We start from the raw sequence: 13,492 nt of genomic DNA, 5'->3' as shown, positions 1-13,492 counted from the left end.
AGCATGAAACAAAAGATTCTTTGAATCTGTTTTTGCAACTAATGTGCCAGATACAGACGAGGCGAGTGTTGGCGAGGAATTAAAACAAAAAGTGAGAAAGGACAAGCGTTAACGGGAAAGTGTTCAGCGAGCGGCGGCGCCATCACGTGGTTTTTCTTGCACCATAATAATGCACAGCACCACGCTGGCGCCCCATTAGCGTTGTTCCAGCTCGTCCAGTTGCTGATAAAGCGTGGCGATATCGTGGATGCGCGGACGACCGCTGTCGAGCGTTTCATGGAGAAAGGCATTGGCCAGCAGATTAATCAGGCTGTTGACCGAGGCATAGCTGTCGTAGGCGGAGACGCTGTCCAGCGGCGCGCAGAGCTGCCAGCGGGAGAGCGGAAACAGGCTGTGGGCCTGCGGCTCGCACATTAACAGGACCGGCACCCCGTCGCGCTGCAGCTGCTGCAACAGCGGGCGTACTATTCGCGGCCGGCGGCGAAACGCCATCATTACCACCAGATCATCGGCGGTCAGATCGACCAGCTCTTCGCTAAGGCTCTGGCCCGGCTGGGGCAGCACCAGCACCTGGCCGCGGGCCTGCAGCAGCTGCTGGCGCAAGTGCAGCGCCGCCGGATAGGCGTTACGCATCCCCACCACCACAATGCGGCGCGCGGCCACCATCGCCGTCAGCGCCTCGGCGAACTGGCGGGCGTCGAGGGCGTTGACCCACTGGGTGAGATTCGCCATCTCCTGCTTATAATGGCGCGCCAGCAGCGTGTTACCCTGCACCGCGTCGCGCTGGTCGGTGAGCGGCATCCCGCTCTGGCGCAGAGTGCGCAGTTCATCGCGCATATCCTTATATTTGTCGTAACCGAGGCGCTTGAACAGCCGGCTGACGGTGGCTTTCGACACGCCGCTCAGCTGCGCCAGCTCGGCGCTGTTGTAGCTTATCAGGTCATCAAAGTGGTCAAAGATGAAATCCGCCACCCGCTGCTCCTGCGGCGACAGCGAGGCGTATTGCCCTTTCAGTCGTTCATCGAGTTGTTGCATAGCGCCCCTGTAACTTTCGTTTCATCATCCATCCCTCATCATACTGTATCTGCTATGCCTTACACATAGCGTGCCAGTGGGAAAATTCTGGTCATTGTTTTTATCAATGAAACGAAACGTTCAGAGATGGAACAGCTTTTGCAGTGTTCTGCGGGTGATTCGTTCAGAAAGGATAATTTATGCACAGTAGCAACGTTTCGACCCACGGCATGGCGGTGGCCCCCCATCACCTCGCCAGTCAGAGCGCGCTGGCGATCCTGCGCGAGGGCGGCAGCGCCATTGAAGCGATGGTGGCTGCCGCGGCGGCCATCGCCGTCGTCTATCCCCATATGAATGGCCTCGGCGGTGATGGCTTCTGGCTGATCGTACCGCCTGAGGGAGACCCCATCGCCATTGACGCCAGCGGGGCGGCCGGATCGCTGGCGACCCTCGAGGCCTACGCCGGACAGCAGCATATTCCCCACCGGGGACCGCAGGCCGCGCTGACCGTCGCCGGCACCGTCAGCGGCTGGGACGAGGCGCTGCGTATTTCACGGGACTTAACCGGCCGCGCGCTGCCGGTGGCCCGCCTGCTGGCCGATGCGATCGGCTATGCCGAAGACGGTATTCCGGTCACCGCCTCGCAAGCCCACGCCACCGCCAGCAAACTGGAAGAGTTGCGCCATCAGCCGGGCTTCAGCGAAACCTGGCTGGTATCAGGCGAGGCCCCGCGGCCCGGCAGCCGCTTTCGCCAGCCCGCCCTCGCCGGTACCCTGCGCATGCTGGCCAGCGACGGTCTCGACAGTTTCTATCGCGGGCCGCTGGCCGAGCGTCTCGCGCAGGGTATGGCCGCGCTGGGGATGCCGATCACCCTCGGCGACCTGCAGGCCCACCGCGCCCGGCGTCCGGCGCCGCTGACGCTCCAGCACCAGCAGGGCACGCTGTGGAATCTTGCGCCGCCGACGCAGGGACTGGTGTCGCTGGCGATCCTTGGCATCACCGACCGCCTGAACATGGCCGATGCCGACGACGCGCAAACAGTGCACCGTATTGTCGAAGCCACCAAGCGGGCATTTGCCCTGCGCGATGCGCATATCACCGATCCACGCCATCTGGATGTGGATGTACAGCAGTTGCTCACCCCGGAAGCCCTGCAGCCGCTGGCCGACAGCATCGACGACGCCAGCGCTTCCCCCTGGGGCCGCGGCAAAGGCCCGGGCGATACCGTCTGGATGGGCGTCGTGGATAACAGCGGACTGGCAGTGTCATTTATTCAGAGTATCTATCACGAGTTCGGCAGCGGCGTGGTGCTCCCGGACACCGGGATCGTCTGGCAAAACCGCGGGGCGGCCTTCAGCCTCGATCCGCAGCATCTCCTGGCGCTGGCCCCTGGCAAACAGCCATTCCATACCCTCAACCCTGCCGCCGCCCGCCTGAACGATGGCCGGGTGATGGTCTATGGCTCGATGGGCGGCGACGGTCAGCCGCAAACTCAGGCGGCGCTGTTTACTCGCTATATCCTGCAGGGGGTGCCGTTGCAGGAGAGCATCTCCCGTCCGCGCTGGCTGCTGGGCCGCACCTGGGGCCAGTCCTCCGATTCACTGAAACTGGAGGGACGCTTTGCCCCCGCCTGTATCGCGCGCCTGCGCGAGCTGGGGCACGAAGTGGAAGTGCTGGCTGATTTCAGCGAAGCGATGGGCCACGCCGGCGCCATTGTCCGCCATCCCAACGGCCTGCTTGAAGGGGCGACCGATCCACGCAGCAACGGCGCCGCCGCCGGATACTAAGGAGCAGACTATGACCACACAGCCTAACTGGAGCGAGTATCTGACGCAGATGACTCACCTGTTGGATATGGAGCTGGATGCGCCGCGTCGTGAAGAGCTGGAGCGCCAGTTTGCCCGCATCGCCGCCATGGCGCAGCCGCTGATGGACTATCCCCTCGGGTCGCGCGAGGAGATTGCGGGGGTGTATAAAGCATGACTCTTCATCCCTTCACCATTGCCGAGCTCCAGCGTGCGCTGCACGAGGGAGAACTCAGCGCCCGGGAGATCGCCCGCCAGACGCTGGACGACATCGCCCGCGCGAATCCGCAGATCAACGCCTGGACCGAGGTCACCGCCCAGCGCATGCTGGCGGAGGCCGACAGCATCGACGCCCTGCGCCGGGAAAAGCGCCCCCTGCCGCCGCTGGCAGGGATTCCTTACGCAGTGAAAAATCTGTTTGATGTCGCCGGGCATACCACCCTCGCCGGGGCGGAACTGCTGAGCGACCGGCCGCCGGCGACCAGCGACAGCTGGGCGGTGCGCCAGCTGCACAGCGCCGGCGCCCTGCTCAGCGGGATGCTCAATATGGACGCCTACGCCTACGGCTTTACCACTGAAAACAGCCACTATGGCGCGACGCGCAATCCGCACGATCTGTCGCGGATCGCCGGCGGATCGTCCGGCGGTTCGGCCGCGGCGGTGGCGGCCGGGCTGGTCCATTTCAGCCTCGGCAGCGACACCAACGGCTCGATCCGCGTCCCCGCGTCGCTGTGCGGGATCTTTGGCCTGAAACCCACTTTCGGTCGCCTTTCGCGCTCTGGCAGCCATCCGTTTGTCGCCAGTCTGGATCATATTGGTCCTTTTGCCCGCCGGGTGGCCGACCTCGCCGCGGTGTATGACGCCCTGCAGGGGCGCGACCCGGCCGATGACTTTCAGGCTGATAAAGCCAGCGAGCGCACCGGTAATCTGCTGGAGCGCGGACTGGAGGGGCTGCGCTGCGCGCGGCTGGGCGGCTATTTCACCACCTGGTGCGATGACGACGCCCGGGCGGCCGTGGATCGGGTCGCCCACGCGCTGGGCGCCGACAGCGAGCTGCAGTTCGCGGATGCCGCGCTGGCCCGCTCGGCGGCCTTTATCATCAGCGCCAGCGAAGGCGGCAATCAGTACCTGACGGATCTTCGCCACTCGCCAGAGCGTTTTGAACCTCACTCCCGCGAGCGGCTGCTTGCCGGAGCGATGATCCCCTCCGCATGGTATCTGCAGGCTCAGCGTTTTCGCCGTCATGCTCGCCAGGCAATGAAATCCCTGTTCAGCCAGGCCGACGTGCTGATCGCCCCCGCCACCCCATGCAGCGCCACGCCGATAGGCGCGGAGGAGATGGTAATTAACGGCCAGCCGCTGCCGGTGCGCGCCAGCATGGGAATGCTGACGCAGCCGATCTCCTTCCTCGGTCTGCCGGTGGTGACCGTGCCCCTGCGTACCGCCAGCGGTAAGCCGATTGGCCTGCAGCTGATTGCCGCGCCGTTTAACGAACAAGCCTGTCTTCGCGCCGCGCGGGCGCTGGAAGCGATGGGCATTACCGATGCCCGAGTGGCGGAGAGTGCAGCATGATCAATCTGGACAATGTAGACCGCCCGGCGATCCTCGCCGAGGTGACGGCGGCGTTTTATCAGTATGAAGAGGCGCTGGTCAGCAATAACATCGAGGCGCTGGATGCGCTGTTCTGGCACGACCCGCGCACCGTACGGCTGGGAGCCGGCGAAAATCTGTATGGCATCGAGGCGATCCGCGCCTTTCGCGCCGCCCGCCCCGCCGCCGGTCTGGCCCGCGATCTGCGCCATACCACCATTACTACCTTTGGCGCGGATATGGCGGTGTGCAGCACCGAGTTCACCCGCGAAGGCAGCGCCCGCCTGGGCCGCCAGCAGCAGACCTGGGTACGCTTCCCCTACGGCTGGCGCATTGTCGCCGCCCAGGTCAGTCTGATGGACTGAGTGGCGTATACGGGAGCGGACCGGAGAATAAGGTATCCACCGGCCCGCTTCCGGTCCGGTAACACGCTATTTGGAGTCGAAGACCATGGTGTTCATCAGAGCGGCTGAATCAAAAGATATCCCCTCGCTGAAAACGCTATTTCTGCAACTGGGCTATCAGACGGAGACGGCGACCTTAGAGCAACGCATCACTGCCCCGCAGAGTATGATGAGTGCGCTGGTGGCGGAAACAGAAAACGCCGTGTGTGGCGTAATCGTTATCAATTTTATTTTACCGGTACATGAGAACCGTTTATGGGCATTAATTTCCGCGCTGGTCATCGAGGAATCGTCACGTGGATCAGGGATAGGCCAGCAACTTCTCCATGCCGCAGAGCGCCTCGCCCGCGATAAACAATGCGCTCAGATCGAACTTTCAAGCAGTGAAAAAAGAATCAGAGCGCATCAATTTTATGAAAATAACGGCTACAAGGAGGTCCGCAAACGCTTCGTTAAACATTTGTCTTAACCGCCTGCGCGCGAGGGCTTTCCCCGGATGACCGTAACTATATTTTGCCCAGCAGGATATTTAACATGCGGCGCAGGGGTTCCGCCGCACCCCACAGTAGCTGATCGCCAACCGTTAACACCGAGTAGACGGGTTCATTATTTAACGACATTTTCTTGTAGCGGCCAATTCCTACCTGCAGCGAACCACTAATAGCAGCCGGGGTCAATTTACTGACACTCTCTTGCTTATTATTGGGGATATAGTTTACCCATGGATGGGAATGGGTGACTAACTCAGCGAATTCCGCTTCGCTGACCTCACGTTTAAGTTTAAGGGTAATGGCAGCGCTGTGGCAGCGGATCACGCCGACCCGAATGCATAAGCCATTGACCGGAATGGTGCCGGGCGCAAGGCCAAGAATTTTATTGGTTTCCGCCTCGCCCTTCCATTCTTCACGGCTGTTTCCATCGCCTAAATCGCTGTCGATCCAGGGAATGATGCTTCCCATCAGAGGAACGCCAAAATTCTCCACCGGCATACCCGCGCTGTTAATCAGCTCACTCACTTTATTTACCAATGGCAGTACTGAACCTGATGCCGTCAGTTCATCCGCAGATAAATGCTGACTGATATAAGCGCTTTGCGCGATTAATTCCCGCACCTGTTTGGCGCCCGCTCCGGAGGCAGACTGATAGGTCATCACGCTCATCCATTCGATCAGGTCAGCCTTGATCAGCCCGGCCAGCCCTATCAGGCTCAGCGTAATGGAGCAGTTGCCACCAACAAACAGTTTCACTCCCGCTTTCACGGCACGATCGATATTATCGCGGTTTACCGGGTCGAGAATAATGCAGGCTTTTTCATCCATCCGCAGCGCCGAAGCGGCGTCAATCCAGTAACCTTGCCAGCCATGGTTAATTAACGCTGGATAGATGGCTTTGGTATAATCCCCGCCCTGACAGGTGATGATGATATCCATTTCGGCGAGGGCGCTAAGGGAATTCGCATCTTTCAGGATGTCGCTTTTACCATTAATAACCGGGCCCACACCGCCCGCACTTGAGGTACTAAAAAAATGCGCTGAAATATCGTCGAAATCATTTTCTTCGATCATTCTTTGCAGTAATACAGAGCCTACCATTCCCCGCCAGCCAACAATACCCACCTGCTTCATTTATTTAACCTTTATAAGTTATGAGAATGTTAATTTGCATTTCACCATACTTTATATCGCATCCCCCAATAAAGGTCATTACCCACCATATCGATTTCTATCATTATTAAAATGTTTCATCCGCCATCAGCGATTTTTATCTCTTATTACGATAAAGCAGGAATAAGGTGGCGGCGGAGACTGTCCCTCTTTTCGGCATTCAAAGGAAGAAACCGCGTAGCGAAACGAGTGCGGCTTCTTCTCTGGGTACCATGAAGAGTAACTTGCATTTTGATAGTGACTATGTCAATTTGCTGGCAAAAGCCACCTGGTTACTGGACAGCCCATGAAAAATGAACCGCTTTGCCACGCTCCCTGCCCCATCGCCCGCAGCCTTGGCCGCATCGGCGACAGCTGGAGCATCATGATCCTGCGTGACGCCTTCGCGGGCTTTACCCGCTTTGACGAGTTCCAGAAAAGCAGCAACGTCGCGCCCAATATTCTGTCGCGCCGCCTGAAGGCGCTGGTCGACGACGGGCTGCTGGAGAAGGTGTGCTACAGCAGCACCCCGCCGCGCTACGAATACCACCTTACGCAACGCGGCCGCGATTTTCGCATGGTGCTGCTGGCGCTGGCGGAATGGGGTAACCGCCACTTCGCCCCCGAAGGCCGTCAGATGCAGCTGGTGGAAACCGCCACCCAGCGACGGGTGGAGCCAGTCATGGTGGATAAAGCGACCAGGGAAGAGATTATTCCGGGTAAATACGCCATGGTGCCGGGCCCCGCCGCCTCGCCGCTGATGAAATATCGTCATGAATATCTGCTGCGCAAACGCGAAGGCGATAGCGGGCAAAAATTCCAGCCTGAACCTTACAGAGATGCCAGCAATGAATCCGACCAGTAAGAAAAATATTCTTGTCCTGGCGGCCCTGGGCGCTGCCGCCCTGGCGGCAGCGAGCTACGGCGCTTACTGGTGGCATACCGGGCGCTTTATGCAGACCACCGATGATGCCTATGTCGGCGGCGACATTAGCGCCATCTCCAGCAAAGTCTCCGGCTATATCCAGCAGCTGGCGGTGCAGGACAATATGGCGGTGAAAAAAGGTGACCTGTTGATCCGCATTGACGACCGCGATTATCGCGCCGCCCTCGCGAAAGCCGCCGGAGAAGTGGCGGCGCAGCAGGCCGCGCTGGCCGATATTCAGGCTACCCGCCAGCTTCAGCAGGCGACCATTGCCGGCTCTGCAGCCTCGTTACTGGCCGCCACGGCGGCAACCGAAAAACTGGCTAACGACAACCGACGCTATAACGCCCTGGCCGCGTCGAGCGCGATTTCCGCACAGATCCGCGATAACGCCTCCGCCGATTATCGCCGGGCGCACGCCGAGCAGGAGAAGGCCAAAGCGGATAAAACCGTGGCCGAACGTCAGCTGGCGGTGCTGGATGCTCGCCAGCAGCAAATCCTGGCTGCCCTGGCGCAGGCCCAGGCTAACCTCGAGATGGCCAGGCTGAACCTCAGCTATACCGACATTCGCGCACCGTTCGATGGGGTGATTGGCAACCGCCGCGCGTGGTCCGGCTCCTTCGTCAGCAGCGGTACGCAGCTGCTCTCCCTGGTGCCCGCGCACGGCCTGTGGATTGACGCCAACTTCAAGGAAAACCAGCTGGCGCATATGCGTGCCGGCCAGCCGGTGACCATCGTCGCCGATGTGCTGCCGAACCATACCTTTAAGGGGCATGTCGCCAGCCTGGCGCCGGCGACCGGCTCACGCTTCAGCATCCTGCCGGCGGAGAACGCGACCGGGAATTTCACTAAAATCGTGCAGCGGGTGCCGGTCCGCATTGCGCTGGAAGGTGACGGGGCAAAGCTTGACGTCCTGCGCCCGGGACTGTCGGTGATCGTCACCGTGAACGAAAAGAGCCCTCGATGAGCACCGTTCAGGCGCTGTCCGCCCCGCAGGGTCTGTCGATGCCGACGGCGAAGAAGATCTTCGCCTTCGCCAGCATGTGCGTGGGGATGTTTATTGCCCTTATCGACATCCAGATCGTCTCAGCCTCGCTGCGGGATATTGGCGGCGGCCTGTCGGCGGGCGACGATGAAACCGTCTGGGTACAAACCAGCTACCTGATCGCCGAGATCATTATTATCCCGCTTTCCGGCTGGCTGGCCCGGGTCATGTCGACCCGCTGGCTGTTTGCCGCTTCCGCGGCGGGCTTCACGCTGATGAGCCTGCTGTGCGGCTGGGCGTGGAACATCCAGAGTATGATCGCCTTCCGCGCCCTGCAGGGACTGGCGGGCGGGTCGATGATCCCCCTGGTGTTCACCACCGCTTTCGCCTTTTTCCAGGGCAAACAGCGGGTTATTGCCGCGGCGACGATCGGCGGCCTGGCCTCCCTCGCCCCTACGCTGGGTCCAACGGTGGGCGGCTGGATCACCGAAAACTACAACTGGCACTGGCTGTTCTTTATCAACGTGGTTCCGGGGATTTACATCGCGGTGGCAGTGCCGCTGCTGGTAAAAGTAGACAGCGCCGACCCCACTCTGCTGCGCGGCGCCGACTATCTCAGTATTCTGCTGCTGGCCTTGTCCCTCGGCTGCCTGGAATATACCCTCGAAGAAGGTCCGCGCTGGGGCTGGTTTGATGACGCGACCCTGACGACCACCGCCTGGGTCGCCCTGCTCTGCGGCGTGGCCTTTGTTATCCGCACCCTGCGCCATCCGCAGCCGGTGATGGATCTCCGCGCCCTGCAGGATCGAACCTTCAGCCTCGGCTGCTATTTCTCGTTTATGGCCGGCGTCGGCATCTTCGCCACCATCTATTTAACCCCGCTGTATCTGGGGAGCGTGCGCGGTTTCAGTGCGCTGGAGATCGGTCTGGCGGTATTTTCCACCGGCCTGTTCCAGGTCATGTCTATTCCGTTTTATTCGTGGCTCGCCAACCGCGTCGATCTGCGCTGGCTACTGATGGCCGGGCTGATCGGCTTTGCGGTGTCGATGTACAGCTTTGTTCCGATCACCCACGACTGGGGGGCGGACCAGCTGCTGCTCCCGCAGGCCTTTCGTGGACTGGCGCAGCAGTTTGCCGTCGCGCCAACGGTGACCCTGACGCTGGGCAGCCTGCCGCCCGCGCGCCTGAAGCTGGCCTCCGGGCTGTTTAATCTGATGCGCAACCTCGGGGGCGCCATCGGCATCGCCCTGTGCGGCACGGTGCTTAACGACAGAACCAATCTGCACTACAGCCGCCTGGCAGACCATCTGAATAACGCCAACCTGGCAATGAGCGATTTTGTTCAGCGCAGCGCGGCAAACTTCACCGTCCAGGGGATCTCGCCGGATGCCGCGCAGACGGCGGCGCTGAAAAATCTTTCCGCGCTGGCGCTACGGGAGGCGCGAACCCAGGCATTTTCCGATGCTTTCTACCTCATCATGATGGGTTTTTTGCTTGCCGCGCTGCTGGTTCCCTTGATGAAAAAGCCGCCGGCACACTGATACTACAGGAGAGTTAATTATGGGCGTTTCCGTTAAACGCATTGTCGTCACCGGGATGGGGATTGTCAGCCCGCTGGGCTGCGGTGTACAGCACGTCTGGCAGTCGCTGCTGGCAGGAAAGTCAGGGATCACCCGACTCAGCGAGCAGCTGGTCGCGGATATTCCCTGCAAAGTGGCCGGACAGGTGCCGTCCATTGACAGCGATCCGCTGCACGGCTTCGACCCGCTGGCGACCATCCCGGCGAAAGAGCGCAAAAAGATGGATCGCTTTATTGAGTTTGCGCTGGTCGCCGCCCGCGAAGCGCTGGCCCAGGCCGGTTGGTCGCCAGCATCCGAGGCCGAACAGGAACGCACCGCCACGGTGATCGCCACCGGGATCGGCGGGTTCAGCGAGATCGCCAATGCGGTACATACCACCGATGAACGCGGGCCGCGTCGCCTCTCGCCGTTCACCATCCCCTCTTTTCTGGCCAACCTGGCCGCCGGGCATGTGTCTATCGCCCACGGTTTCCGGGGGCCCATCGGCGCGCCGGTCACCGCCTGTGCGGCTGGCGCCCAGGCCATTGGCGATGCGGCGCGGATGATCCGCAGCGGCGAGGCGGATATCGCCCTCTGCGGCGGCGCGGAAGCGGCGATTCATCGCGTTAGCCTGGCCGGGTTTGCCGCGGCAAGGGCGCTGTCCAGCGCCTCCAGCGACCAGCCGGAAGCCGCTTCCCGCCCCTTTGACCGTGACCGCGATGGTTTTGTGATGGGAGAAGGCGCGGGGCTTATCGTGATCGAATCTCTGGAGCACGCGCTGGCGCGCGGCGCCACGCCGCTGGCCGAGCTGGTCGGCTACGGCACCAGCGCAGATGCTTATCACCTGACCGCGGGCCCGGAAGATGGTAACGGCGCGCGTCGGGCCATGGAGACCGCTATTCGCCAGGCCGGGGTGACCGTCGACGAGATTGACCATATCAACGCCCACGCCACCTCAACGCAGGTCGGTGACAAGGGTGAGCTGGCGGCGATTAAAACGCTGTTTGGCGCCCATCCGGTCGCCATTACCTCGACGAAATCCGCCACCGGCCATCTGTTAGGCGCGGCCGGCGGGATCGAGGCCATCTTCACCATTCAGGCCCTGCGCGATCAGGTGGTGCCGCCGACGCTGAACCTGCATCACCCCGATGAAGAGGCGGCAGGTCTCAATCTGGTGGCGCTGCAGGCCCGCCCGCAGAAGATGCGTTACGCGCTGTCGAACGGTTTTGGCTTTGGCGGCGTTAACGCCAGCCTGCTGCTGAAACGCTGGGAATAATCGTCAACTCCCCCCGCCGGCACTGGCCGGCGGGGGATTTCCACCCGGACACCCTACTCAGTCACTGATCTCCCTCTTCTGGCACAGCAGACGACGAAGCGCCGCCACGGCGTGGCAGTGACCTTTATCAAGATCTTCGCTATCGGTCATCTTTGCCAGAAAGGTCAGCAACATCATGATGAATTCTTCACGCAATTATGAGGTGGCGCTCATTTTATGCGCATGGCGAGTCATATCCTGAAATTCAGTCTCAGGAGGTAAAACCATGAAGAAGCTTCTGATATGTTGTTTGTTTGGCAACACTGCCAATTCTCTCGCCAAAAAGATACAGTTACTGGCGGAAAAAAAGGGCCATCCTCTCATTGTCAGCGCAGTGGGCCTGGAAAATTTTGCCAGCGTGGCGCCCGCTTTCGACGGATTTCTCATTGCGCCGCATATTCAGTATAAGGTCGCGGAGATAAGAGGGATTGTTGGCGACGCTCGTTCTATTGCGGTGATTGAAAGTCTGCCCTATGCCTCACTCGACGCGGAAAAAGTTTTCGCGTTTGTGATGGCGCAGATGCCTGAACTGGCAATCTGACACCAAAGGCCGCCTCTCTTGTGCGGCCTTCTCTACGCATGTCGCCTTCTACCTGCCCTGTTGAGACGCTTCAGCCCGTAATGCCGCCTGTACAGCAGGACGGGCATTTATTATTTCCATGTACGACGATAGCGCTGGCCAGCGATCCAGTGGGATAGCGAAGAATTTGCACCATCCCAGCACCGTGAAGAGGTAGGCATCCGCCACGCTAAAGGATGACCCCGTCAGATAGGTTTTTTCGCTGAGCGTCGTCTGCAGAAAATCGAAGCGTCGGAATAGCTTGTCCCGGAACATCGTTCTGACGTCTTCCGGCAGCGCGGAGTTAAACAGCGGCGCCGAACCCGCGTGTATTTCACTGGTGATAAAGTTAAGCCATTCCTGCAGGCGCACCCTTTCCCAACTGCCCGCGCGTGGCGCCAGGCCGTATTCGGGTTTACGATCGGCGAGGTACTGCATCATCGCTGGCCCCTCTGTGAGGATCTGCCCATCATCCAGCTCAAGCGCAGCAACATACCCTTTAGGGTTAATGGTGAGGAAGTCGCGACCATCAGCGGTGATCTTGCTTCTGTTGTTGACTCTCACCAGTTCAAATTCAAGGTTCAGCTCGCGCAGCACGATGTGCGGTGATAATGAACAGGTATCTGGCGCGTAATAAAGTTTCATCTCGTCTCCGTTAATGTGTAAAGCCGTCGGACAACGTCCTGCACGATCCTTAGCACACTGTATTTAACGCCGATCGCACTGTAAAATTAATGATATAGAAAAGAACTATTAGCTGAGCTACTGATAATCATGATGAATCTTTTACACTGGCGCCTGCTGGTAGCCGTAGCGGATGCTGGCAATATCTCACGCGCTGCCGAGGAAATAGGCATGACCCAGTCCGGCGCCAGCCAGGCCATTGCCCAGCTGGAGGCTTCTCTGGGCTTTCCGGTATTTACCCGTGAGCGACGATACATCGGGATTACCGCCCTGGGTGAGCAGGTGGTTGAACATGCCAGAAACATGCTTTCGCAGCTGAACGCCATCCGCGAACTGGCTGATCGGGGCCGGAACGTCACCCGCGGGCGCATTCGGCTGGCCAGTTTTCCCTCCGTGACGTCTACCTTGTTACCCGGCCTGCTGCGCGACGTTAAGCGCCTGCATCCGGGTATTGACGTTGTTGTGCTGGAAGGCTCTGACGAAGAAGTCGAAGCGTGGCTTGCCGCAGACACCGTTGAACTTGGTGTGGTCATGAATCCCGTTCCCGGACGTGCAGAGGTGGTGCTAGGACAGGATGCATGGGTCGCGGTCCTGCCCGCCAGCCATCGGTTGGCACAGCATGCGAAAGCTGATGGCATAACGCTAAAGGCGCTGGCGGACCAGCCCTTTGTTCTGGCGACGGGCGGCTGTGTCGTGAATGGCAAAAGCCTGATGGAAAAGGCCGGGTTGCAACTCTCTGATATCCGCGTGACGGTTCGCGACTGGATAAGCGCCTGTAAACTGGTCGGCGAAGAGATGGGCGTCGCGCTGGTACCGGAATCCGCCCTGCCGGAGACCTTACGCAACCTGTGCGTGGTGCCAGTGACGCCTGCTATTCATCGTGAGTTTGGACTGGTTTGTTCGCCATCCGGAACGTCTTCTGATGCCACACAGGCGCTGCTTAATGCGCTACGTAAACGAAGATGAGCGCTCAAGCGTGAATCATCTTATCGCCATGTTAAACGGCTAT

General features: G+C 60.1%; 15 protein-coding genes. 12 read left to right on the top strand and 3 right to left on the bottom strand.

Annotation, left to right across the window (positions count from 1 at the left end; all coding sequences use genetic code 11):
* Window positions 1-195: 195 nt before the first annotated feature.
* Entirely contained in the window at window positions 196-1,035 is an 840-nt protein-coding gene (hpxU, locus tag R0140_RS13160) for a MurR/RpiR family transcriptional regulator HpxU (RefSeq protein WP_008804829.1), read from the bottom strand.
* Between the two features lie 179 nt (window positions 1,036-1,214).
* Here hpxU and hpxW point away from each other — a divergent pair, with 179 nt between their 5' ends.
* The 5 genes from hpxW (at window position 1,215) to R0140_RS13135 (ending at window position 5,282) form a co-directional block, all read left to right on the top strand.
* Window positions 1,215-2,801: an oxamate amidohydrolase gene (gene hpxW / locus R0140_RS13155; RefSeq protein WP_012541682.1), complete on the top strand. Its 1,587-nt coding sequence runs from the start codon at window positions 1,215-1,217 to the stop codon at window positions 2,799-2,801.
* 10 nt (window positions 2,802-2,811) lie between these two features.
* Entirely contained in the window at window positions 2,812-2,997 is a 186-nt protein-coding gene (gene hpxX, locus R0140_RS13150) for an oxalurate catabolism protein HpxX (protein WP_032735643.1), read from the top strand.
* Complete coding sequence (locus R0140_RS13145; protein WP_032735647.1) at window positions 2,994-4,391, top strand: AtzE family amidohydrolase; 1,398 nt, start codon at window positions 2,994-2,996, stop codon at window positions 4,389-4,391. Before hpxX ends, R0140_RS13145 begins: the two co-directional genes overlap by 4 nt.
* On the top strand, window positions 4,388-4,774 hold the full coding sequence (hpxZ, locus tag R0140_RS13140; RefSeq protein ID WP_002905421.1) for an oxalurate catabolism protein HpxZ: 387 nt from the start codon (window positions 4,388-4,390) through the stop codon (window positions 4,772-4,774). Before R0140_RS13145 ends, hpxZ begins: the two co-directional genes overlap by 4 nt.
* Window positions 4,775-4,859: 85 nt before the next feature.
* On the top strand, window positions 4,860-5,282 hold the full coding sequence (locus tag R0140_RS13135; protein ID WP_317704043.1) for a GNAT family N-acetyltransferase: 423 nt from the start codon (window positions 4,860-4,862) through the stop codon (window positions 5,280-5,282).
* A gap of 37 nt (window positions 5,283-5,319) precedes the next feature.
* Here the strand turns inward: R0140_RS13135 and asd are convergent, their stop codons facing one another.
* The gene (gene asd / locus R0140_RS13130; RefSeq protein WP_032735648.1) at window positions 5,320-6,438 is read right to left on the bottom strand and encodes an aspartate-semialdehyde dehydrogenase; all 1,119 of its coding nucleotides are present in this window, start codon (window positions 6,436-6,438) and stop codon (window positions 5,320-5,322) included.
* A gap of 197 nt (window positions 6,439-6,635) precedes the next feature.
* Between asd and R0140_RS13125 the strand changes: the two genes are divergently transcribed.
* From R0140_RS13125 to R0140_RS13100, 6 genes are all read left to right on the top strand, one after another.
* Complete coding sequence (locus R0140_RS13125) at window positions 6,636-6,767, top strand: hypothetical protein (protein WP_162493317.1); 132 nt, start codon at window positions 6,636-6,638, stop codon at window positions 6,765-6,767.
* Window positions 6,764-7,321 (top strand): winged helix-turn-helix transcriptional regulator, encoded by a 558-nt coding sequence (locus R0140_RS13120; RefSeq protein WP_043875249.1) that lies wholly within the window; start codon window positions 6,764-6,766, stop codon window positions 7,319-7,321. The genes R0140_RS13125 and R0140_RS13120 overlap by 4 nt, the downstream gene beginning before the upstream one ends.
* The gene (locus tag R0140_RS13115) at window positions 7,305-8,348 is read left to right on the top strand and encodes an HlyD family secretion protein (protein WP_004179962.1); all 1,044 of its coding nucleotides are present in this window, start codon (window positions 7,305-7,307) and stop codon (window positions 8,346-8,348) included. The genes R0140_RS13120 and R0140_RS13115 overlap by 17 nt, the downstream gene beginning before the upstream one ends.
* Window positions 8,345-9,907: a DHA2 family efflux MFS transporter permease subunit gene (locus tag R0140_RS13110; protein ID WP_015958439.1), complete on the top strand. Its 1,563-nt coding sequence runs from the start codon at window positions 8,345-8,347 to the stop codon at window positions 9,905-9,907. The genes R0140_RS13115 and R0140_RS13110 overlap by 4 nt, the downstream gene beginning before the upstream one ends.
* Before the next feature lie 19 nt (window positions 9,908-9,926).
* Window positions 9,927-11,201 carry a beta-ketoacyl-ACP synthase II gene (gene fabF / locus R0140_RS13105; RefSeq protein WP_008804821.1) on the top strand — a complete coding sequence of 425 codons (1,275 nt, stop codon included), beginning with the start codon at window positions 9,927-9,929 and terminating at the stop codon, window positions 11,199-11,201.
* A 265-nt stretch (window positions 11,202-11,466) separates the two neighbouring features.
* Window positions 11,467-11,781 carry a PTS sugar transporter subunit IIB gene (locus R0140_RS13100; RefSeq protein WP_008804820.1) on the top strand — a complete coding sequence of 105 codons (315 nt, stop codon included), beginning with the start codon at window positions 11,467-11,469 and terminating at the stop codon, window positions 11,779-11,781.
* Between the two features lie 48 nt (window positions 11,782-11,829).
* Here R0140_RS13100 and gstA read toward each other — a convergent pair whose 3' ends face one another.
* Entirely contained in the window at window positions 11,830-12,444 is a 615-nt protein-coding gene (gene gstA / locus R0140_RS13095; protein ID WP_032735650.1) for a glutathione transferase GstA, read from the bottom strand.
* A 129-nt stretch (window positions 12,445-12,573) separates the two neighbouring features.
* Between gstA and R0140_RS13090 the strand changes: the two genes are divergently transcribed.
* A complete protein-coding gene (locus tag R0140_RS13090; RefSeq protein ID WP_032700956.1) occupies window positions 12,574-13,449 on the top strand; it encodes a LysR family transcriptional regulator in 876 nt (291 codons plus the stop codon).
* Window positions 13,450-13,492: the final 43 nt, after the last annotated feature.

Origin of the sequence: Klebsiella sp. w6 (assembly GCF_033100215.1) — a bacterium.
Taxonomy (GTDB): Bacteria; Pseudomonadota; Gammaproteobacteria; order Enterobacterales; family Enterobacteriaceae; genus Klebsiella; species Klebsiella variicola.
This window is presented reverse-complemented; position numbering and strand designations above follow the sequence as displayed.